A 22,330-nucleotide genomic window follows, 5' to 3' on the forward strand; every position below is an offset into this window, starting at 1 on the left:
GTTGCCCGTGCCCTCGCCGCTCTTTTTCTACTAGTGTTCGCAGCGCCGGACCGGCTTTCATCGCTGTCGACAGAGCGAACCACTCGTCCAGCCCGAGCTTTAGTTGTCGGGATGGCTCGCAACAAAGCTGACAAACGCGTTGTACGGAAGATTAAGTGTCACGCCGTCTATCATCAGGCCATATGTCGCGTTGCCGCTATCGAGCACGTAGTACATCACCGACTGGACGTTCTTCGTTTTTCTCGCCTGATAGTAAGTCGCATAGCGCGAGCTGATGTAATCCGCGCGATAGGCCTGAGTCTTCTCCGGTCCGGTGTTCCACTCCGTGAGCAGAAACGGCGCACCGTACCGCGCTTTACAGTACGCGGGCAGATCGAAGCCGGGGCCCGAGCCGTCCGAGCCTATATCGAAGATGTCGCCGTACACCTCGTAGTTGTGCCACGTCGTGAGGTCCCAGCGTACCGTCGGATAACCGCTCGTGCCGTCCGGCTGCATGCCGTCCCACAACGCGTCGGCCGCGCCGACGTCGGCGACGCAGAAGTTGATTCCACACTTCGCCGAGGCCTGCGCCGATTTCACGCCGTCTATCATGCCGCGCATGACACCGCGCATGATTGGCCAGTTGCCGTTGTTGAAGTCGACGGCCTTCGTCCCCGCATTGGTCGAGTCGAGAATGATCGCGGGATCTCGGGTCAACTCGTTGCCGCACTCGTACATAACCACGCCATACGGCGCGAGCGCGGCAGCGACCGTCGCGCCGCAAGAGTGCCCCCGGGCGTATGCCACCGATTCGCTTGCAAAGAGCACGTTGCTCCAGTCCCGCACACCGATGTCGATCAGCACGAACAGCGTCAAGCCTGCTGCCTGGAACGCCCGCGCGAGACTGACCACCGCGCCGAGCTGCGTCGGATCGTCGGTGGCGCCGACGCGATAGGTCGAACACCCCATGTTCGTCATGATCGACACGACTTGCGCGGGCGTGTAGCGATAATCGTAATGCCCGTTAATGCCATGGAACGTGCCGCTAGTAGCCGCCACAGAAATGCGCGGATCGGTACAAGGCAGCCATTGCTCAATGTCGTTGCACACGTAGAACTGGCCGCCCGCTGCCCTGTACCACAGCTTGCCGCCGTACCACAGCAACAGCGAGACATTGGATGTCACGCCGACCGCGGCGTTGTTGCGAAGCACGACCCCGTTCACGACGCTCCAGATCGCGCCCACTTTGTCGATGATGTACGACGCGCCGGGGATCGTCGTACCGTCGGCCGAGGTGCCGCCAAGGCGCGGATCGTTACACGCGAACCAGTTGGAACCGTTCCAGCCGTAGAACTGGCCGCCGGTTCCCTCGTGATAGATGCCGCCGCCATACCAGAGCAGCAAAGACACGTTGTACGTATTGCCGGCCCGTGTGCTATTCCGGAAGACCGATCCGCCGACGAGCGTCCAGACCGCCGCCTGGTTGTCGGTGATCGACACGGCTGGCGGGACCGACGTGCCGTCCGCCGATGCAGGCGTACCGTGGTCCGACGCGCCGCCGTTGCTGTTCGACCCTGACGACCCGCCCTTCGCGCCCGTCGACGTCGCGCTGGTCTGCGTGCTCGCGGGGCTTCCTGTTGTCGCCGGCGCTCCGTTGCTGCCTGTGCCGGTGCCCGCGCCGTCCGAACCGGGCACCGCGCTGCTGGTCACGCCGGCATTGGCCGTGCCGCCAGCGCTTCCGCCCGAACCGCCGCCGCAGGCGCTCAACATATAACTGCCGCCGACAGCCGTCAGCAAGCCGAGAAACTCACGTCGTTTAACCATGGCAAGGCAATCCAGCGCCGGGGCGCGCCCAGAAAAAATCCGCGATCAGGGGATGTGGGGTGCGTGTCCGGGAGGAGCGCCGATTTCCTTCGCCATCCTTATCTATGGCGTTCGCGCCAAAAGGAAAACGCCACGAGAGATAGGATCGGTAATTCTTCCCGTCGCCTGCTTCAGGCGATGCAACTCATGTTTGGATGTCGGCAACAAATAGCCGCTTGCGTAGGGTGCGTATGAAAAAAAACGTTGAAGAGCGGAGGCGCAGGCCAGCGCGCCACGCATTCGCCGCCTGCCGACACATCCGCCAAAAGCGGCATCGTCAGGCGCAAATTGATGTGATTATTACGGCGTGTCAGCCAACCGCGCTGCTAAGCTGATCTGAGCCAGTTACGTCAGACGATGCGACGTTAGCCAGCGGCAACTGCTTACCGCCGCCGACGAAAATCAGACTGATACCGAGGAGGCATCCATGTCGTTTCGGTTACCACTATCACCGGTTGAAAATCCCGCTTGCCGAGTCATTGGCACATCGCATCGCTCGACCGCCATCGCACTCGCACTGGCACTCGCGGGAGTCTCTTCGGCTACCCTCGCCCTCGCAGGTGGCGTATTACCGCAAGGTGGTCAATTCGTCAGCGGGCAAGGCTCCATTGACGCAAGCGGCAACAACCTGGTCGTGACCCAGCCCGGTTCCACGCGCGGCGTGATCGACTGGCGTAGCTTTTCAATCGGCAAGGACAATGCCGTCACGTTCCAGAACGGCTCGGGCGCAACGCTCAATCGCGTGACGGGCGGCTCGCTTTCCGTAATCCTTGGAAAGCTCAGCGCGACAGGCGACCTCTACCTGATCAATCCGCAAGGAATCGTCGTTGGACCGTCCGGCGTCGTGAGCACGGGTGGACGCTTCCTCGCATCGACGCTGGATGTCTGCAACTGCGCCTTCATGAACGGCGGCTCGCTGACGTTCTCCGGCGACTCGAATGCGAGCGTCGTCAACCTGGGCAAAATCAGTTCGACTGGCGGCGACGTATTTCTGATCGCTCGGCAGGCTGTCGTCAATGCAGGCACCGTCGAAGCACCGAACGGGACAGCGGAATTCGGTGTAGGCGCAAAACTGTTGCTGCAGGATTCGTCGAGTAGCAAGCAGCTTTTCGTGCAGACAGGCAGCAACGGCACCATCGCGGACGTGGGGCCCTTGCAGGCCGCGCAGATCAACCTGCAAGCCGCGGATGGCAACATCTATGCGCTCGCGGGCGGCGGCACACGCACACGCGCAACCGGCACCGCAACGCGCGACGGACACGTCTGGCTCGTCGCCGATACGGGCGGGATCACGCAGGGCGGCACGATCTCCGCCTTCGATGCGGATGGCAGCGGCGGCATTGTCGATGCACAGGCACGTGTGCTTTCGTTCGTTCCCGGCACACGAGTGCTCGCGTCGCAATGGAACGTAACGACTCCCGCTTTTACGATCGACCAGCCGGCCGCCGGAGCACTTCGGCGCAGCCTCGACGCGGGGACATCGGTGAACCTAACGACCACCGGCGCGAACGGCGCATCCGGCGATCTAAGCGTCGCTTCGGGCATCAGTTGGCAGGGCTCCGCCGCCCTATCGCTCGCGGCCTACCACGATGTGTCGATTGCTCCGGGCGTCACCCTTAGGAACTCGGGCTCCGGCAATCTGACGTTGCGCGCGGACGCGTCGGGCATCGACAACACCGGCAGCATCGTCAACCACGGCACGCTCGACTGGTCCGCGAGTACCGGCATAGTCAGCGCGCTATACGACATGAACGGCAGTTACAGCCCAGGCACGGTGCTTACCAACAGCGCGTGGACGGCCGCGCCATACAGCGGTCTATTGACCCAGGCGACAGCCTATAAACTGATCAATTCGCTGAGCGACTTGCAGCAGATCTCGACGGATCTCGCCGGCAACTACGCGCTTGGCAAAGACATCGATGCAAGCGCGACCTCGGGCTTCCCGCCCTCGTTCCCGTTTACACCGATTGGCGATGGCACGACGCCGTTCTCCGGTCAGTTCGACGGCATGGGGCATGCAATCAATGGACTCTCACTGTCGAGCACGGTGCTCGTCACACCCGGCTCCATGACCGGCGGTCCCGATCAACGCGCAGCCGGCCTGTTCGGTGTAATCGGCGCGGCGGGTGTCGTGCGTCATGTAGACGTGAATGGGAAGATCAATAATCAGCAGGACTACGGATCCTACGGCATGCTGGCCGGATTCAACTATGGACTCGTCACTTACGTACGCACTAGCGGATCCGCTTCCGCGTTTGGAGGCTACAGCTACACCTCCAGCACAGGCGGGCTGATCGGGTACAACTATGGCACGATCACGCGCTCGGGCAGCAACGTCGACGTGTCCGCCGAAGGCACGCTCGGCGGACTGGTCGGAATCAACGCGGGGACGATCCGGCAGTCGTATGCAACGGGCGCAGTGGCCGCGCAGGCGCATACAGGAGGAGGCGGAGGACTGGTCGGCAGCAACTCGGGACTCATCTCGCAGTCATACGCGACCGGACAGGTTTCGTTCCAGCCGAACTATTGCGGCGGCGGAAACGGCGCACAGTGTTCGGGCGGCAGTGCCGCGCTGGTTCAAGGAAACGACGGCACGATCGAGCAGTCGTTCGCCACCGGGCAAGCTGTACAGAACATCAATCCGACGCTCGGCCCGCCTGCGCTCGGCGCCGCAAGCACCAATAACGGCACCATTGCGGGCGACGTGTACTGGGACATTCAAACCACCTTGGCAACGCGTGATGTTTATAGTGGTACGGGCACCTCGGCAGCGAAGGGGTTGACCACGGCACAAATGAGCATGCCGTCGAGCTTCGGTCCCACCTACGACTTCAGTTCCACTGGCGCGTGGGCAATGCCCGCGGCCGCGACGCATCCGGTGTTGCGATGGCAGGTTGCGCAGTAGATAGCCTCTGTCATTTTCTCGGACCACGATTCGCAAGCGGAAGACAAATACGCCGAGTAATGCAAACGCTATTCTGGTTTCGGATCGTCTCATCGCGGTCCGTGTTCGTTAGCTTCACGAACGACCCGGCATGCCCGGTGTTCGCGGCGCGTCTTGCTCTACCCTTGCACCCATCGGGACGTCCCGAGGATAGAACAGGACGACCAGCCGCGCTATTGGACCAAAGGCTCATTGTTTGCCGCGATGTCGCCGCATACTCTAGTGAATCATCAACCGAGGCTGTGGCGGCGCGCGCGGAGAGATTGCAATGACGAAGCACCAAAGTAAGCAGGACGACCCAGGTAAGCGTGAGACGTTATCCAACAAGGAATATCTGCGCGAACTCACGCCAATGCAGGTTGAACTGGTAAAGCTGCAGGAATGGGTCGTTCAAACCGGACAAAAGATCTGTATTGTTTTTGAGGGGCGCGACGGCGCCGGCAAGGGCGGCACGATCAAGGCAATCACCGAAAGAGTGAGTCCACGTGTATTCCGTGTGGTCGCATTGCCCGCACCCACGGACCGGGAGAAAAGCCAGATGTACGTGCAACGCTACCTGCCTCACCTGCCTGCAGCCGGCGAGATAGTGATCTTCGATCGCAGCTGGTATAACCGCGCAGGCGTTGAGCGAGTAATGGGTTTTTGCACCGAAAACGAAGCTGTGAGCTTTCTCAAAGCGGTGCCGCTAGTGGAACGTGCAATCGTTCAGTCTGGCATCATTCTGCTCAAATACTGGCTCGAAGTCAGTGAAGAAGAACAGACGCGTCGTCTGCAAGGTCGCATCACCGACGGACGTAAAGTCTGGAAACTCTCCGGCATGGATTTGAAGTCTTATAGCCGGTGGTACGACTATTCGCGTGCGCGCGACGCAATGTTCGAAGCGTCCGACACTGATTTCGCCCCATGGTTTGTCGCGGTATCAGACGACAAGCGGCGTGCGCGACTCAATATTATTAGCGATCTGCTACAAAAGATTCCCTATAAGGCGATCGCGCGCGAAAAGGTCACCCTGCCGGCCCGGCAAAAGCCGAACGGTTACAAGGAGCCCGACTATCCATTCAAATACGTGGCTGAACGATTCTGAGCGCGCCGATTGCGTTGCTCTTCTTGCGCAGCAGAGCGCGGTGCTGCCACTGGAATGGAACGACCCGCCGGACACGGCGCGCATATACCTGCGTATCTGCACGCCCTGGTGCGTCCCATCCGCTATTTCCTGAGTATTTTCCACGGCCCGCCGGCAGTCTTGCAGACAGTCGGAGTCCAACTTTGTGTCTGACCTTTCGCATTTGCCACGAGCGTCGTGGTACGGCACGTCCGGTCCCCTTTCGTCGACGTGTCGTGCGGCGTGATGGTGCCATTGATCGCAACCGGGTTACCGGTTCCTGCGTTACTCCACGGAACAACCTCACCGTCTTTCTTTTCCAGCGCCTTTTGCGCGGCGTCGTTGAGCGCCTTGCGATCAGCTTCTCTCATGAAACTGATCGGCGTGTCTTTCAAAAAATTCAAATTCGAAGCGACGCTGCCCGCACTCACGGCAAGCAGCGCAACTCCAGTCAGGCAACGTAAAAACAGGCGAGCAAGCGAGCGTGTCGGTCGCATCTGGACAAGTGCGGGGCACCCGGCCATTGAAGGAGACGGCTCGAAACGCACCGGCCGAAAGAAACAGGCAACCGCGGCCGGAACCGGAGCTGCCGCGATCGCACGAACCCGCGAGTCACCGCTCATCTGTCTGTTCATCTCGTTCTCCTCGTTGCTGCCAAACTGCGTTGAGTGCTTAACATGCGCTGACCTGTTGCGCGGCATTATTGCGGCACGCCAGGATATGCAGCGCCAATCGCCTGTCTCGCTCGAGTGCGCTTTGGCGCCTTTCCCGTTATGAACCTTGTCCGCTTCGGTCCGGCTTAGTCACGAGCGTCTTCACCGCTTGTCCGGTGGCGCGCAGCGCCCCTTTCGAGTCTGCCGCACGGCCGGATTCGAATTCATCTACAACATCTGCCACCGAATACCGGCGTCCGATCGGACCAACACGTGCCTCCAGATTCTCGGCGCGGAGTATGTCGCGCGCCTCAGCATGCGCGCCGACTATCCGCAGGTCTATCCCTTCAGCCCGTAGTGCGCCATGTAGCGCGGCCAGCATGCGCGCTCCTGAAAGATCGACCACGGGCGACGTCGACAGATCGCAAATCACGAGCTTGATCGGCTCGCTGACTTCGCGGACTTTTGCCCATACCGTCTGACGGACGTGCTCGATATTGAAGTACAGCAGCGACGCCGCGACGCGAAACACGAGCACGTGCGCAATAGATTCGTTGTCGGCATGACGTTGGATATCTGAAAAGCTCCGGGTTCCGCGAATGCGGCCAAGAAACGCAACATGCGGGTGTGCGGCTCGCCTGATAATCAGCAGCATTGAAACGAGCACGGCTACGATCACGCCCTTCAGAATGCCGAGCATCAGAACCGCCGCAAATGCGACAAACGAGACGGCAAACTCATAGCGACTCACGCGCCAGAGATGACGAATCTCTCTCACGTCGACCAGTCCCTTGACCGCGACCATCACAATCGCTGCGAGAACCACGGTCGGCAAGTTCGTGAGCAGTTCGGTCAGAAACATCAGACACAAGGCGATCGTCAACGATGCAAACACGAGCGCCAATGGTGTTCGTGCACCGGCCTTGTCGTTCACTGAAGACTGGGACAGTCCACCGGCGACCGGATAACCCTGGAACAGCCCGGCGGCCAGATTCGCCGCACCGAGGCCCAGTAATTCCTGACGGGCGTCGATCTCATAACCATTGGCTTGCGCGAGCGCGCGCGCAGCGGAGACGCTCTCGACGTAAGACAGCAGCAAACAGGCAAAAGCGAGCGAAACGATGCCGTCGACGTCTCGCACGCGCAGCGTCGGCAGATGGAATTCGGGCAGTCCTCGCGGCAAGGCACCCACAACAGAGAAGCCGTGCGCCGCCAATGAAGTAACGGAAACAATAATGGTCGAGACGACAACGACCGCGAGGGCGACCGGCCTGCCTGGCAGGTATTTTTCGCCCAAGACTAAAACGGCGATGCAGACGAGACCGAAAATCAGCACCGTCAGCGTAGTAGTGGGGATCTGTCCGCCGAGGACAATGAGACGCTCGATGAATGACTCCCCCCCTCCTTTCGTGCCCAAAAGTTTCGGAAGCTGGGTCAACGCGATGGTTAGCGCAGCGCCCGCCTTGAAGCCCACGAGTATTGTTTCGCTGATGAAGTTGACAAGCGAACTCAGACGCAGCAGCCACGCAATGCAGCACATGCCTGCAATCAATAAGGCAGTCAGCGCGGCAATCGAGGCCCAGCGGGCGGGATCGCCATCCGCCATGCCTGCAATGGTGAGACCGATCAGCATCGAAATAGCCGACGTCGGGCCGATCGCGAGTTGCCGCGACGATCCGAAAAGCGCGTAGCACACGCCGCCCACGAGATAGCAATAGATACCATATTGCGGTGGCAAGCCGGCAAGCGACGCATAAGCCAATGACACAGGAATGCCATACGCGGCTAATGTGACGCCGGCAATCGCGTCCTTCTTTAGCCACTTTGGCTGATAGGAAGCGAGCCACTGTGCAGGCGGAAAGACTGAGCGCCAACCGGTGGGCGCGGCCGCATCCGTCGCCCGGCCAGCGGCGCGCACTTTATTGGTCACGAAAGTGTTCCTCCAGTGCGAGAGCCGGCGAGCAGCACGTCCCAAGCAACTGGGACGGCTGCGTTAGCGCTATTGGCAGCGCCCACGACCGTACTCGCACTCAAGCGTAAGCCGCTGCTGAGCGGCCTGGAATCGGACTTTGGTCCTAAGCGAATTGCGGGTTCTGCTACCTGACATTGCGGTCACGGCACCGCGTGCAAATGGAGCGTCAATGCAACGTCACTGGGAATGCATGACCAGAGGCCGACGGGAGGCCGATGTGGAGCCGAAACCTGGCCGAGTAGGACCATGGTCTCATTGTGTGCGTCGGCCTCTGAACGCAATCATCAGGAGACGGGCCGCTACGGCACATAGCCCGACCGAGGAGGTGCTGTGAAAACACTAAGGAAGTGCTCCGTGTACGGTTTCGCCATTTGCATACTATTAGGCTCCGGCGCGCCGCAGGCCAAACCGATCGCCTACCCGGCCAAAGGACAAAGCGCCCAGAAGCAGCAGCAGGACGACGGTGCGTGTTATTCCTGGGCGAAGAACAACACGGGCGTCGACCCCGCTGCGGTCGCAAACGCTCCGCCGCCGCCATCGGGCCCCGCAGTGGGCGGTGGCGAGCGCGTTCAAGGTGCCGCGCGGGGCGCGGCCGGTGGCGCAGTGATCGGTGCTATTGGCGGAGATGCCGGGAAAGGCGCGGCCGTCGGCGCAACGGCGGGCACCATGGTCGGCGGTTCCAGAGCGCGGCAGAACAAGCGTGCAGCGCAGGCTTCCGGTCAGGCGCAATCTCAAGGCGCCATGGATACGTTCAACCGCGCGTATGCCGCATGTATGGAAGGGCGAGGCTACACCATCAAATGAACAGCGCCTGGTGATGGCGCTGCGCACATGCCTGTGTGTGACGCCGTCGCCGCGCGATTCGCGCGGCGGCCCCCGGTCGGACACTCGAGGAGATCAGCATGAACACCACAAAGCTCGTTATCGTCGCACTGGCTGCGGCCTTTTCACATGGAGTACTCGCCGATACGACACCGAAGTACGACGTGACGAGAGAGCCGGGCAAGGTTTCCGTGACTGGAACAGTCAAGACAAAATCGACCATCGTCGGGATCGAACCCGATACCCGGACTGTCTGGCTGAAAGACTCCAAAGGGAAGATCGTGCAAGTCACAGTCGGAGAAGAGGCGAGGAACTTCGACCAGTTGAAGCTCGGCGATACGGTTGCAGCCGAGTACACACAGGCACTCACGCTTAGCCTGAAGAAAACCACCGGACCCGCGACAGTCAGCCAGAGTGAAACGCTCAACCGCGCACCAGAAGGCGCAAAACCCGGAGGTTCCGCCGCCCGTGCGATCACGGTGATGGCCAATGTCGTCGCCCTGAACCCGCAGACCAGAACGGTGACGCTGAAGGGTCCGCAGGGCAATGCGGTCGATATCGTGGTAGAAGATCCTGAACAGTTCAAGCGCGTCAAGAAAGGGGATCAGGTAGAAGTCGTCTACAACGAGGCCGTTGCCATATCGGTGGAGCCGCAGCAGATCAGCAAATAGGGTCGGCTGGAAGTCACGAGACGCACGTGCGCGCTCCGCCGTGTTGCGGAGCTGCGCGCGCTGATTGATTGAGCGGACCGCACTGGTCTGAATTCGGCAACGTCAAGATTTTATTTCGGATTCCCGATAGAAACCAGAACTGACGCCTCTCACTGTTCTTCGTGCATGGCAGAGGCTTCTTCTAAATCCCGACAGATCGGACATGTGCGCCAACATTGTCCGCTCACGACATGGTGCGCGCGCTGACTACTGCGCAGCGTCGATCCCGTTTGCCTTCGCATCGCAGCCTGACCTGCATGCGGCGTCCGGCCGCATTCATGACAACGTCAACCGGGTCCACCTGTGCAAAGTGCTAGGATGCATCATCGGGCTTACAGAAGACGGTACGCATATGGCGCATTACGCACGCAAAGCAACGTTGGCGGCATCCATCGACGAGCTTCGGCCAGCACCCGGCGAGACAGCTGCGCTCACCGACGTTTTGCGCCATTGGCGAGCCTTTGCAAGAATGACAGAGGCATTGCAAGACAACGTCCCTCTCGCAACCATCCTCGACGAGGCGGCAAAATGCGCCGCGCTCGGCTGCAATGCGCCAATGTCAAAGGTGCTCGAAGTCGAAGGAAACGGCGACACGCTGGTCGTCAGGGGACAATACGGCATGGGCTCAGACGTGATTGGCCGCTCTGCGGGGGCCGTTCAAGCGTGGAATCCAGCGGGCGAGGCACTAACCAATGCGAAGCCGGTGGTCGAGCCAGACGTTCGTCTACGTCCCCAGGATAAGGTCCCAGCCATTCTCATCGAGCACCAGGTCGTCACGTCCGTCAACCTTCCTCTCATCAATCGCAGCGGCGCCTACGGGATTCTCGAGGTGGACTTTCGCGAGCCGACGCACTTCGGGGCATTGGAGATGTCGTTTCTTGCGTCGGTGGCGAGCGCACTTTCGGAGAGTATCGAAAAGTACCGGACGCGCTCCATGCTCACCGCCGATCGCGATGCCAAGGTAGACCTGTTAAGGGAGCAGCAGCACCGCATACGTAACAACTTCCAGTTCATCGTTGCAATGCTTCAACGCAATGGCGCGCTAGCCAAAGATCCGCATGTGCGCGATAGTTTCAAGCAAGTCGAGCGCCGCGTCTTCGCCATGGCTTCGCTCTATAACCATCTGCTGGGGCTAGGCGATCATGGCGAACTAGTCGATCTCGGGCGATACCTCGCGTCGATGGCCGACAGCTTCCACGACTTTTACGGCTTGCGCGAGAGCGGTATCACGCTTGAGATCAATCTCGTATCGGGCATCTCCGTGACTCTGGACACATGCACCGCAATCGGGACGGTGGTGAATGAACTCGTTGCGAACGCGGTAGAACATGCTTTCGCCGGGACTTCGGGGCAACTGACAATAAGCTTGACGCGAAACCCGTCCGGTGGATACACAATCTGCGTAGCCGATAATGGACGCGGCTTGCTCCCGAGCGCTCTTGAACACATTGGCCTGCGTACGAGTCGCAGGATACTGTCGAGCATCGGCGGGCAACTGCACCACCGCTCGCAACCTACTCCCGGAACTGCGTGGGATTTAACGCTTCCGGAATAGGTCCGAACTGCAGGCGCATTGGTAAATATGCCGGTCACGCGGACGGCGCTGCAGAGAACCGTCTCACTGCTCTGGGCTTACTCCATGCGCGCGCCGCACCGTAAGATTGGCGAAACAATGCCCGATCAGGGTTTTCCGCGACCGGTCTTGCCCTGAAGTTCGTCGATGCGTCGAGACGCTTCTGCCTTCGTCAGCGAGCCCTCGAACGGCTCTTTTGCTTCTTCGCACAGCGTCTTCAAGTACGAGGCTTGAGCGCCCGTCATCGGTTCTTCGCCCGTGACCCAGTCGTCCGGATCTTTCTCGGCATTCGACGTGGGATGCACCTTCGGATTGTCGTCGCCAGAGCCGGCGTTCAACGTCGATTCATCTTCCGTTTGTGCGAATTTCTTTTGCGTCATATTCAATTGCTCCGTCATGTTGCGCGACGCTGACGTGGCCCGCCTGCAATCGCGACCGTCGCAACGGTCTCAAGAGGTGAGCAATTCGCATGCCTTTTGGAGTGGCCGCAGCATTTTTTGATGAAGCGGCGCGGGTCGCGCGTCAGCCCGCGACGACCCGGCAAAACCAGGCCACGTTAACGCGGCAGCGTCAGCCGCGTGCCGGACGTTCAGTTGCGAGTGCGGAGAATATCTCGTCGACGTTGGCATTTGCGATCTGCCGAGCGATGGTCGGCAAATCGCCCGAGTCAGGCGTGCCGATTAACGCATACGCAAGTTCGTTCTGCCGCCAGGACACGACAGTCATGCCGTCGACCTTCTTCTGCGCGATCGACTCGTCGGGCCGCGAATCCTTGATTACGCAAAGGGCGACCGGCACGCCGCGCTCGGGCAGGTACACAATCTGCACAAGCGGCTTGCCGTCATAACGCAAGCGCTCAACCGACTTGAACGCTAATCCGGCCGGCCTCAGATCCGGAACGCGCAAGCGAATGCCGTCGACGTTGCGGATTGCCTCGATCGTATCGACCGCCGCCCCTCGATCCGGCGCGACATTCTCAACGGTGTCACGCGTGTACATTTGCTGATAGCCCGCGGCGACGCTAACCCACGACCGCCTGTCGACGCTCGCAGTCGTCGCCGCGCTGTTACTGAACGCGCCCGGCAAGCGCGCGTTGAGTTGTTGCACGAGGCCCACGCAGAACGCTCCGGCAACGAAAGCCGCGGCAAGCCATAAAAGGCTTGGTGAGCGTCGTGCCGGCTGTCTCGCCGGGAAATCGGTCCGCGCTTGTGCGGTACTCGCCATTGCCTCGACCCGGCGCCGAAGTTCGTCCGGCACCGGTGGCAGTTTCTGCCTCGCGAATGCTTCCCGATAAGGAAGCCGCGACGCACGCAGCAATTCGACGCTGCGTCTTAGATCGACCGATTCGGCCTGCGCCTGCTCGACCGATGCAGCATCGGCAGCGCTCAGTTCGCCGTCGGCATATGCGATCAGTAGGCTGTCATCGAGCTTCATTGCACGTTATGCAAAAGGGAGGAAATGGGGATTGAGTAGGCTCGGGCTCGCGAAACTTACGTTTTCAAGCGGACATCTATGATAACCGCAGCAGTTGCACCTTCGCGCCGAACGAGACTTTCGCAATGGACTTACCAACGCCGTGAAGGGCCCATTGGCCACGACCGTTAAGGCATAGTAGATACACTCATGCAAATCAGTGCGTGCCTGCGTGCGCTGCCGACTCTTCCTTCATGCGACGGCCAAACGACTCTGCATACGTAGCCGAGCGCGCAGCAAGCAGCGGATCCGACGACGGCGCGATGCCGTTGGGCAGGATCGTCGGGTCGAAAATGATATCGCGGCACGGGCCGTCTATCTGCGCTTGCGCTCGATCTATCACGAGAGTGCCCACGTCGATCCGCATTCGATCGGGCGACTGCGCCCATTGCCGTGTGGAGTCGTCGGTCGTCTCACCCGGCAAAGCGACGTTCAGCATCAGGTGCCAGCGCAACGGACCGCTGCGCAGATGTTTCATCAGATCGTATGCGAGGAAGTCTGGATCGCGCAGGCGGCCCGCATCGGCGGGACGATACGAATTTTCTGGCACCACTTCCCAACGCACGAACCGGTGTACCCCCTCTCCATTTACAACCTCAAACGCGCTAATGCCGTAGTACGTCGCGTTATCGTAGCCAGACGAAGGCGGATGCCGGTCGAGATACCGGCCGAACGCGCGGGCCTCCGGATGGCTCTCGAGAAACGCCTGCATCTGCGCAGGGTCGGCGCGGCCCGTTCTCGTATCGCGCGCATCCGCCTCAAGCTGCTCGAACAAAGCCTGAGGCGTGCGTACCGCGAATACGGGGACTGAATTCATCGCAAGACGCCATTCTTCGCCGTGCGGTAGCAGGACGCGCAGCGCGAAACTGCGCACCTGGGCGGCGCCGTCGCTCTGTCCGGGATCGCTGCCAGGTATCGATAGCCGACCGACAACTGGATACTGGCCATGCGCGAACACGCTCGCGCGCGACAGCAGTGTCCCTGCGCCGTTGCTCACGAAATGTCCCGTCACGCAAACGCCCTTCGCGTGGTTTCGCCGGAAACCGGGATGCGGCGTGGTCGTCGCCTGGAACGCATCGACGATGCGCGCCGGGCCGAGCCGCGGTGAAAACCATCCGGCGCACCAGACGAACAGCACAGCGAGCGTCGCCGGTATGGCGAGGACGGCGAACCAGCGCAATGCATACAGGACATGCCCGTGGCGGTGCCGCCACTCGCGCAAGCGATCATCGTTCATTGGCATCGGAGAGTGCCCGAAGCCGCGGCATCATGCCCGGTAGTGAAACGGGCAAACCCTCGACATCTGCTGTTGACATGATTGACTGACGAAAAGCTGAGGCCTGCCGGGCGGCGCGCGGACCGCAAACTGCGCGATTATTGCCGGCAGACGAAAGTTCGCGGATTGTACAGCGTAGGCCAGACGTTCGCTCACAGCCGCAATGCACCTTCCGCCGTGTTTCCGATATGCGGTATGGCACCGTTAGCTATGTTGCAGAGCCTCGCCACGCGCTACTTATAGAACACATACTCGGCTAGATAAGGCGAGCTACCAGCCTCCCCCGCCGCCGAACACGGCGCGGCAGGCGCCACGCCACCCACGGTCTTGACGCGCTGCACGTACCGCACCGTGGACAGCGTGCCGCTTCCCGCCGTGCTATGCGTTTCCAGCAGGAGTTGCGGCACGCTCGATTTCGTATCGCTCGGCAACTGCGCGATTGCATGCCCAACGATACGGCTGCCGTCGCTCGCTTGCCATGAAGGCCCCGCTGCGTGATTGACTACGGCGTGGCCGCTCGTGTCGTACAGCGTCGCCAGCGGGCTTTTGAATACCCATTGCAGACGATGCTGCGCGTCGAACTCGCACGTGTACGTCTGCAGACCCGACGCAGTCAACGCCATGAGACGCTCGCCGGCTGGCGGATCGATGGAAGACGACGAACGGCTTGCAGGCGTCGACGCGCAGGCGGCCAGTGTCAGCACCCCAACAACCGTCACGCCGCCCCATTGCAGAACTCTTCTGAACATGGATCTTCCTTGAACAAACGCCAGAACGCTTGCACCGCGGCAAATGCAAGGTGAATCCGGCTCACTCGCGCTGAAAACTCGCAGAGCCGGATGCTCCGCTCAAATAGAGCGGAACGGTCGCTCCAACCTGCCGATCGTGACCGTCCATTCATAACAGTCAACGCAGCACGACTATTCCACGCCACGCTGAAATTCCGCAAACGGACGATCTATAAATTTGTTGTCATGCAATGGAATAAAACTGTCGCCTCAGGTGTCGCGCCGAGCAATACCGCTCGTCGGTGTCTCCCGGAAAATCGCAGCGGACCTAACGAACATGTTGAAAGCGATTCATATTGGTATCCTCCAATACCGACCGTCTTGCACATGATTCATGCCTCGCCCCAAAAACAGCACGGGTGTGCACGCCGCGCTATCAGGCGAGCGCTAAGATTGCAGCCGTAGTACCCGCGCGGCGGACTTTTCGCGTGGGCTTATCAAGCCGTTCGAACCGGCGGCAGCCGTTCTGCATAACGCCGCGGTACGTCATGGCCCCGCATTCAGGAGTTTTTCTTCCATCATTGGAGGTAGTAAGTGAAGAAGCTAACGACTGCTTTTGGCGCACCTGTTGTAGACAATCAGAATGTTCAAACAGCCGGGCCGCGCGGCCCCGCATTGCTTCAAGACGTATGGTTCCTCGAAAAGCTCGCGCATTTCGACCGCGAAGTGATTCCCGAGCGGCGTATGCACGCCAAGGGGTCGGGCGCATATGGCACCTTCACTGTTACGCATGACATCACCAGATATACACGCGCGAAGATCTTCTCGCAGATCGGCAAGAAGACCGACCTGTTCGCGCGTTTTTCAACGGTTGCCGGCGAGCGCGGTGCCGCCGACGCCGAACGCGATATTCGCGGCTTTGCAGTGAAGTTCTATACCGACGAAGGCAACTGGGATCTGGTAGGCAACAATACGCCGGTTTTCTTCTTGCGCGATCCGCTCAAGTTCCCCGACCTGAATCACGCGATCAAACGCGATCCGCGTTCGGGCCTGCGCAGCGCCGAAAGCAATTGGGACTTCTGGACGCAATTGCCCGAAGCGCTGCATCAGATCACGATCGTGATGAGCGATCGCGGCATTCCAAAGTCGTTTCGACATATGCACGGCTTCGGCAGCCACACGTTCAGCTTCATTAACGCGGACAAGGAACGCTTCTGGGTCAAGTTCCATCTGTACACACAACAGGGCATCCAGAACCTGACCGACGCCGAAGCGACGGCGCTTGTGGGCGTGGATCGGGAAAGCTCGCATCGCGACCTGTACGAAGCAATAGAGCGCAATGAACACCCGAAGTGGACAATGTTCGTGCAGGTCATGCCCGAGCAGGATGCCGCAAAGACGTCATTCAACCCGTTCGATCTAACCAAGGTCTGGTCGAAAAAAGAGTATCCGCTGATCGAAGTGGGCGTGATGGAGCTGAACCGCAATGCGGACAATCATTTCGCCGAAGTCGAACAGTCCGCGTTCAACCCCGCGAACGTCGTTCCGGGCATCAGCTTTTCTCCGGACAAGATGCTGCAAGGTCGCCTGTTCTCGTACGGCGACGCGCAGCGCTATCGGCTCGGCGTGAATCACAGCCTGATTCCTGTCAATGCGCCGAGGTGTCCGGTACACAGCTACCATCGCGATGGATCGATGCGCGTGGACAACAACATGGGCGGCACGACGCCGTACAACCCTAATACGCGCGGCGAATGGCTCGATCAGCCGGATTTCAGCGAGCCACCGCTTTCGCTCGAAGGAGCGGCGGATCACTGGAACCACCGGGTCGACGAAGACTACTTCTCGCAGCCAGGTGCGCTGTTCCGCCTGATGTCGCCGGAGCAGAAGCAGGCGCTCTTCGACAACACTGCACGCGCGATGGCGGGCGTGTCAGAGCCGATTCAAAAGCTGCACATCGAGCACTGCACGAAGGCCGATCCGGCTTACGGTCAGGGAGTCGCGGCTGCTATCGAGTCGGCAAGCAGGGCGAGTCCGACGCCTAATCGTGCCCTGTGATGTAACTTCACGCTGACTAGCAAGTCGACCAACCGGTTGATATGCGATCGCTGCGAGCCTTTACGAAAGGTTCGCAGCGATCGATCATGGAATCAAGCCTCGTCATTTTTTCGCGCAATGGCAAGCTCGATGGAATCGAGCAGCATTTCTTCAGCGAAGGGCTTTCGAAGAAAACCCACCGCACCGTCGCGCATGGCCCGTTCGACCGTCTGCCCGTCGCCATGCGCCGACATGAATACCACGGGTATCGACCGGTGGCCCGCGTTCAATCGACGTTGAACTTCCAGTCCCGGCATGCCGCGCATCCTGACGTCCAGCAACACGCAAAGTGCATCGTCAATCAGCGGCGACGCGAGAAACTCCTCGCCGGAAGAGAAAGCCAACGTGCTGTAACCCACGGCTTTAAGAAGATTGCCGACGCCGCTCCGTATGGACGCGTCATCGTCAACGATGCACACAAAACTCATAGCTGCCACCACTCCAATGCCGTTACCAGGAGGCCACGGCTTCAACCGCAATCAGGCTGCGTCGCGCGACCATACCCAAATCGTGCTCCGGCGCGGCTTCCGATTTCGCGAGAAACGCTGCCTTCCGCGACAACGCCACGTTCGCTTCTCGGGATCCGTACAGCTTGCGCAGCGCGTATTCCCGGGTACTTTCGAGCAAAAAATATTCCTTGGTGTTGCTCCCGCCAGTGGAGCTCACGAAGCTCTTCGAGGCGAGGCCGACGATCGCTTCCGTGACCTCGTTGAATGACAGTTGACCGAAGGCGGCGACCGCACATGCCGCTTCGAGTGAAAAACGCGCGGAAAATACGCTGAGCCGTTGCAACACGAGTTTTTCGAAGTCGCTCAGCAATTCATAGCCCCAATCGAGCGACGCCTCCAGGGTCTGCTGACGGCGCGGCGCGGTACGGCGCCCACCGGTCAGAAACTGGAACCGGTCGTCGAGTTCGAATATGAGCCTGCCGATGCCGAACACTGCTGCGCGTGCCGCCGCCAGTTCGATAGCGAGCGGTACGCCGTCGAGCCGACGGCAGATCGTAGCGATCATCTCGAGACTGCAACGGTCGCTTATCGCAGCGGCATTGAACGCGCTCAATTGCGCAAGGAAGAGCTTCACCGAACTGCATGTGAGGATGGCATGCAGCCCCGCGTCCACGGCGGGCGTCTCCATTGGATCGACCCAGTGCGTGATTTCGCCCCTCGTTCGGAGCGGCTCGCGACTGGTCGCAAGAATCCGCACATCGGCGCTCGCCTGCACCCGTACGTCGCAAACGGTCGCTGCCGACTCAATGACATGCTCGCAGCTGTCCAGCAGAACGAGCAGCTTGCGGCCGTGGACGGCCGCAGCCAGATCTTTCAACTCGGGAGCGTCGCCATTGCCGGCTGCTATGCCCAACGCTTCTGCCATCATGCTGACGATGCTCTGCGCCCTTGCTGCCGATGCCAAAGGCACGAAACACACTTCCATCCCGGCCGCATCCGCGATTGACCGCGCGACCGCGATACCCAGTTGCGTCTTGCCGATGCCGCCCGGACCCACCAGCGTAACGATGGGCCCCGTAGTGAGCGCCTGCGCGAGCTCCGCGGTTGTGCTGTCGCGGCCAATCAAAGGCCCGTGCATCGCCGGCAAACTGTAGAGACGACCGGCCTCAATGCGAGCTATCGGCGCAGACGCGGGCACTTCCACGGATTCGTCTGTCTCGATTGCCAGGGTCAGGCGATAACCTCTTCCGGGAATCGTGCGGATAGCCTGCTTGTCTTCGCCGAAAACCTTGCGCAAGGCGGACAGTTGCACATGGATGTTATTTTCTCCGACCACTGACTTCGACCACACGTGCTCAAAGATCTCGTCTTTCGTAACGGTTGCGCCGCGGGCCCGGATCAGCATTTCGAGGATGCCGAACGCGCGCGCTCCCAGCGGTATCAATTCTGCACCGAGATAGACCTCGCGCATGTCCAGCGACACTGTTATTCGACCGATTTTGATCATGCGGGATTCACGTCTGGTTGATTAGCGGAACGGCGAAGCCATCACTTTCATAGCTTTCGCAACCTTGCCCACGAGGCCGTAACGAGGCCAGCGCCGGTTGAGTCATGGTAATGGGAGGAGTCAGCCAAAACCACTATCCATAGGGATACGGCAGTCACCGCTTCGGCAGGCTGCCGCATCCTTCCCGCTGCCCGACTGCGCACGACGGGCTCTCGCACGTGGCGCGTCGTGGTTCACGCGCGCCTACTCACACCTTCGTATGAGACCGTCATGCTTGCGGATGCTCGACGCGAGCCGTGGCCGCGCGAAACAGAAAGCCGACGCCACGCAACGGCCGCCCACGTGCAAATAAACAATTAGCCGTGCTGGAACGAAAGCTCGTATGTGCGACGGCCGACATACTGGCCACCATCATTCGACTTGCTGCTCTGGCCGCACGGCCTCCTGCGGCTTCCTTTTGGGGAGAACACGACATGGCCGCCCGCAGAGCAACGCAATTTCGTCCCGGTTCTCGCCTTGCAGCCGTTGCGGCGGGCCTTCTGATTTCGGCGTGGTGTGTCACGACTAGCCACTGCGCATTGGACTTGCGCAAAGCGCTCGAACAGACCGACCGCGACACCCGGCTGCCGCTCGAACGCATTGCGCTCGAAGCCGGCCGATCGGAGGCGCCGCAGCGAGCTTCCGGGATGCCGGCGCACTCCCCGTTTGCGACATCAGGATCGTTGGCCGCTTCGAGCCGCCTGCCAGTCGCGCGCGACGCAGGCAAGCCGGAGACTGGCGTGCGAATCTGAAACGGACGGGCGTTTGCACAATTGCCGCGTCGGGCGGCGTGCCATGCTGCGCCCATGCCCTCTACAAAATGGCGGGAAATGGCGATGGCAAAGAAGAAGCAGATTCGTATATACAGCGAACCCGCCGGCGGCTGGGGTGCGCTCAAAGCAACCGGCGAGGCATTGGCACTGCAGGGCGTCGCGATATCGGGCGCGAAGACGTTGCTGCGGATGAATCAGCCCGAAGGCTTCGACTGCCCTGGCTGCGCGTGGCCCGATCCCAAGCACACATCGTCGTTCGAGTTCTGTGAGAACGGCGCGAAAGCAGTGGCTTGGGAAGCCACCGTCAATCGCTGCACACCGGCGTTCTTCGCAGCGCATAGCGTTTCGGAGCTGAGCGCCTGGGACGACTACGACCTCGAAATGGCCGGCCGTCTGACACATCCAATGGTGTACGACCGGGCGTCTGACCGTTACGTGCCGATCGAATGGAGCGACGCGTTCGCGCTCGACGCGAAGCATCTGAACGGTCTCGACCATCCCGATCAGGCGGACTTCTACACGTCGGGCCGTGCATCCAACGAAGCTGCGTTTCTCTATCAGATCTTCGTGCGCGAATTCGGCACGAACAATTTCCCCGACTGCTCGAACATGTGCCACGAAGCAACGAGCGTCGGGTTGCCTCAATCGATCGGCGTCGGCAAGGGCACTGTGCTGCTCGAAGACTTCGAGCATGCGGATGCGATCTTTATCTTCGGCCAGAATCCCGGCACCAACAGCCCGCGCATGATGAGCGATCTGCATAGCGCCTCGCGGCGCGGCGCGAAAATCGTCTCGTTCAATCCGTTCCGCGAACGGGCGCTGGAGCGCTTCGCGGCGCCCCAAGATCCCGTGGAGATGGCGACGCTCGGCTCCACGCAGATCAGTTCGTTCCTGTATCAGGTCCGCGTGGGCGGCGACGTCGCCGCGCTCAAAGGCATGATGAAAGCGCTCATCGAGGCCGACGATGCGGCGCTCGCCGCGGACCGGCCCCGTGTACTCGACATGGAATTCATCGAAGGACACACACACGGCTTTGACGACCTCGCCGCCGATCTGCGCGCCACCAGGTGGGATCTCATCGTCCGGCAAAGCGGCCTGTCGCGCGACGATATTCAGAACGCTGCCAACATCTACATGAGCGCGAAGAACGTGATCCTCGTGTATGGCATGGGGCTGACACAGCATCATCGCGGCACGGAGAACGTCCAGCAGGTCGCGAATCTCGCGCTGTTGCGCGGCAATATTGGTCGGCCCGGCGCGGGCGTGTGCCCGGTGCGCGGACATTCGAACGTGCAGGGCAATCGCACCGTCGGGATCACGGAGAAGCCGTCGGCGGCGTTGATCGACGGCGTCGAGCGAGCGTTCGGTTTCCGGCCGCCAGCGGACCACGGCCACGATGTGATCGCCACGATCGATTCGATGATGCGCGGCGACGCGAAAGTCTTCGTCGCGCTGGGTGGAAACTTCGCCGCGGCGGTGCCCGATTGGGTGCGCGTACAGGCCGCAATGCGCAAACTCGACCTGACCGTACACATCGCGACCAAACTCAATCGCAGCCATCTCGTGCATGGCAAGGAAGCGTTGATCCTGCCGTGTCTCGGCCGCACCGAGATCGATATTCAGGCAGACGGACCGCAGTCGATTACCGTCGAAGACTCCATGTCGATGGTGCATGCTTCAGGTGGCCGGAACGAGCCAGCCTCGCCGCATCTGAAAAGCGAACCGGCGATTGTCGCAGGCATTGCGCGCGCGACTCTCGGAGCCGGCTCGCACGTCGACTGGGAACACCTTGTCGCGAGCTATGACCGCATCCGCGAGAAGATCGAAATCGTCTATCCGATGTTCCAGGCATACAACGAACGCATTCGCGTGCCTGGCGGTTTTCATCTTGCATCGACTGCCCGGGAGCGGGTCTGGGCGACACCCAACGGCCGGGCCAACTTTCTGGTTTTCAAAGGACTCGACGAAGATCCTGCACACCACGATCCCGACGCGCTATGGCTCACCACGATGCGCAGTCACGATCAGTACAACACCACGCTCTATTCGCACTCGGACCGCTATCGCGGCGTCTTCGGGCAGCGCGATGTCGTCTTCATGAACCCGCGTGAACTGCGCAAGCGCAACCTGCATCCGGGCGAGCGCGTCGATGTATGGGCTCTGTCGACCGACGGAATCGAGCGCGTGATTCGACGCTTCAAGGTCGTCGAATACTCGCTGCCCGACGGCTGTTGCGGCGCCTATTATCCGGAGGCGAACCCTCTCGTTCCACTGTACGCATTCGACCCGCAAAGCCGTACGCCATCCTACAAGTCCGTGCCGGTGAAGATCTCGCGCGCCGCGGCCGTTGGCGCCGACTCTTCCCGGCGC

The 22,330-nt window shown here is 60.7% G+C and carries 16 protein-coding genes; 7 read left to right on the top strand and 9 right to left on the bottom strand.

All coding sequences use genetic code 11. The features are described 5' to 3' along the window. Positions 1-99 precede the first annotated feature (99 nt). Positions 100-1,803, bottom strand: coding sequence for a hypothetical protein (locus BCA01S_RS28240; RefSeq protein WP_027779781.1), 1,704 nt, complete (start codon positions 1,801-1,803; stop codon positions 100-102). A gap of 466 nt (positions 1,804-2,269) precedes the next feature. Between BCA01S_RS28240 and BCA01S_RS28245 the strand changes: the two genes are divergently transcribed. Both BCA01S_RS28245 and ppk2 read left to right on the top strand, forming a co-directional pair. Then, positions 2,270-4,747: a two-partner secretion domain-containing protein gene (locus tag BCA01S_RS28245; protein WP_027779782.1), complete on the top strand. Its 2,478-nt coding sequence runs from the start codon at positions 2,270-2,272 to the stop codon at positions 4,745-4,747. A gap of 307 nt (positions 4,748-5,054) precedes the next feature. Then, the gene (gene ppk2 / locus BCA01S_RS28250; RefSeq protein WP_027779783.1) at positions 5,055-5,870 is read left to right on the top strand and encodes a polyphosphate kinase 2; all 816 of its coding nucleotides are present in this window, start codon (positions 5,055-5,057) and stop codon (positions 5,868-5,870) included. Between the two features lie 122 nt (positions 5,871-5,992). On the opposite strand, the gene BCA01S_RS28255 is transcribed toward ppk2, so the two are convergent. Further along, entirely contained in the window at positions 5,993-6,523 is a 531-nt protein-coding gene (locus tag BCA01S_RS28255; RefSeq protein WP_425176928.1) for an RT0821/Lpp0805 family surface protein, read from the bottom strand. A 136-nt stretch (positions 6,524-6,659) separates the two neighbouring features. Beyond that, the gene (locus BCA01S_RS28260; protein WP_027779785.1) at positions 6,660-8,471 is read right to left on the bottom strand and encodes a SulP family inorganic anion transporter; all 1,812 of its coding nucleotides are present in this window, start codon (positions 8,469-8,471) and stop codon (positions 6,660-6,662) included. A 396-nt stretch (positions 8,472-8,867) separates the two neighbouring features. On the opposite strand from BCA01S_RS28260, the gene BCA01S_RS28265 reads away from it, so the two are divergent. The 3 genes from BCA01S_RS28265 (at position 8,868) to BCA01S_RS28275 (ending at position 11,600) form a co-directional block, all read left to right on the top strand. Next, positions 8,868-9,317 carry a glycine zipper family protein gene (locus BCA01S_RS28265; protein WP_027779786.1) on the top strand — a complete coding sequence of 150 codons (450 nt, stop codon included), beginning with the start codon at positions 8,868-8,870 and terminating at the stop codon, positions 9,315-9,317. Between the two features lie 98 nt (positions 9,318-9,415). Continuing rightward, positions 9,416-10,006, top strand: coding sequence for a hypothetical protein (locus BCA01S_RS28270; RefSeq protein ID WP_027779787.1), 591 nt, complete (start codon positions 9,416-9,418; stop codon positions 10,004-10,006). A 202-nt stretch (positions 10,007-10,208) separates the two neighbouring features. After that, a complete protein-coding gene (locus BCA01S_RS28275; protein WP_027779788.1) occupies positions 10,209-11,600 on the top strand; it encodes a sensor histidine kinase in 1,392 nt (463 codons plus the stop codon). A 125-nt stretch (positions 11,601-11,725) separates the two neighbouring features. Here BCA01S_RS28275 and BCA01S_RS28280 read toward each other — a convergent pair whose 3' ends face one another. The 4 genes from BCA01S_RS28280 to BCA01S_RS28295 form a co-directional block, all read right to left on the bottom strand. Further along, positions 11,726-11,998 carry a DUF3072 domain-containing protein gene (locus BCA01S_RS28280; RefSeq protein ID WP_244146082.1) on the bottom strand — a complete coding sequence of 91 codons (273 nt, stop codon included), beginning with the start codon at positions 11,996-11,998 and terminating at the stop codon, positions 11,726-11,728. 190 nt (positions 11,999-12,188) lie between these two features. Further along, entirely contained in the window at positions 12,189-13,052 is an 864-nt protein-coding gene (locus BCA01S_RS28285) for an anti-sigma factor family protein (protein ID WP_027779790.1), read from the bottom strand. A gap of 196 nt (positions 13,053-13,248) precedes the next feature. Then, positions 13,249-14,328, bottom strand: coding sequence for a catalase family peroxidase (locus BCA01S_RS28290; RefSeq protein WP_052369506.1), 1,080 nt, complete (start codon positions 14,326-14,328; stop codon positions 13,249-13,251). Between the two features lie 272 nt (positions 14,329-14,600). After that, positions 14,601-15,116 (bottom strand): DUF3455 domain-containing protein, encoded by a 516-nt coding sequence (locus BCA01S_RS28295; protein WP_042319644.1) that lies wholly within the window; start codon positions 15,114-15,116, stop codon positions 14,601-14,603. 573 nt (positions 15,117-15,689) lie between these two features. Here BCA01S_RS28295 and BCA01S_RS28300 point away from each other — a divergent pair. Further along, positions 15,690-17,153: a catalase gene (locus BCA01S_RS28300; protein WP_027779793.1), complete on the top strand. Its 1,464-nt coding sequence runs from the start codon at positions 15,690-15,692 to the stop codon at positions 17,151-17,153. 92 nt (positions 17,154-17,245) lie between these two features. Here the strand turns inward: BCA01S_RS28300 and BCA01S_RS28305 are convergent, their stop codons facing one another. Both BCA01S_RS28305 and BCA01S_RS35395 read right to left on the bottom strand, forming a co-directional pair. Then, positions 17,246-17,620 (bottom strand): response regulator transcription factor, encoded by a 375-nt coding sequence (locus BCA01S_RS28305; protein WP_084166964.1) that lies wholly within the window; start codon positions 17,618-17,620, stop codon positions 17,246-17,248. A gap of 22 nt (positions 17,621-17,642) precedes the next feature. After that, positions 17,643-19,148: an ATP-binding protein gene (locus BCA01S_RS35395; RefSeq protein WP_052369509.1), complete on the bottom strand. Its 1,506-nt coding sequence runs from the start codon at positions 19,146-19,148 to the stop codon at positions 17,643-17,645. Positions 19,149-20,023: 875 nt separating this feature from the next. Between BCA01S_RS35395 and BCA01S_RS28320 the strand changes: the two genes are divergently transcribed. After that, positions 20,024-22,330 (top strand): FdhF/YdeP family oxidoreductase (locus BCA01S_RS28320; RefSeq protein WP_027779796.1); only part of this gene is annotated, 2,307 nt, incomplete at its 3' end.

It is taken from the genome of Paraburkholderia caledonica NBRC 102488, assembly GCF_000685095.1.
GTDB classification, from domain to species: domain Bacteria; phylum Pseudomonadota; class Gammaproteobacteria; order Burkholderiales; family Burkholderiaceae; genus Paraburkholderia; species Paraburkholderia caledonica.

Excerpts from the sequence above, each read along its gene's own strand:
- ppk2 (WP_027779783.1), top strand. The coding sequence starts at position 5,055 with ATGACGAAGCACCAAAGTAAGCAGGACGACCCAGGTAAGCGTGAGACG.
- BCA01S_RS28285 (WP_027779790.1), bottom strand. The coding sequence starts at position 13,052 with ATGAAGCTCGATGACAGCCTACTGATCGCATATGCCGACGGCGAACTG.
- BCA01S_RS28305 (WP_084166964.1), bottom strand. The coding sequence starts at position 17,620 with ATGAGTTTTGTGTGCATCGTTGACGATGACGCGTCCATACGGAGCGGC.
- BCA01S_RS28245 (WP_027779782.1), top strand. The coding sequence starts at position 2,270 with ATGTCGTTTCGGTTACCACTATCACCGGTTGAAAATCCCGCTTGCCGA.
- BCA01S_RS28255 (WP_425176928.1), bottom strand. The coding sequence starts at position 6,523 with ATGAACAGACAGATGAGCGGTGACTCGCGGGTTCGTGCGATCGCGGCA.
- BCA01S_RS35395 (WP_052369509.1), bottom strand. The coding sequence starts at position 19,148 with ATGATCAAAATCGGTCGAATAACAGTGTCGCTGGACATGCGCGAGGTC.
- BCA01S_RS28280 (WP_244146082.1), bottom strand. The coding sequence starts at position 11,998 with ATGACGCAAAAGAAATTCGCACAAACGGAAGATGAATCGACGTTGAAC.
- BCA01S_RS28240 (WP_027779781.1), bottom strand. The coding sequence starts at position 1,803 with ATGGTTAAACGACGTGAGTTTCTCGGCTTGCTGACGGCTGTCGGCGGC.
- BCA01S_RS28275 (WP_027779788.1), top strand. The coding sequence starts at position 10,209 with ATGTGCGCCAACATTGTCCGCTCACGACATGGTGCGCGCGCTGACTAC.
- BCA01S_RS28295 (WP_042319644.1), bottom strand. The coding sequence starts at position 15,116 with ATGTTCAGAAGAGTTCTGCAATGGGGCGGCGTGACGGTTGTTGGGGTG.
- BCA01S_RS28270 (WP_027779787.1), top strand. The coding sequence starts at position 9,416 with ATGAACACCACAAAGCTCGTTATCGTCGCACTGGCTGCGGCCTTTTCA.
- BCA01S_RS28290 (WP_052369506.1), bottom strand. The coding sequence starts at position 14,328 with ATGAACGATGATCGCTTGCGCGAGTGGCGGCACCGCCACGGGCATGTC.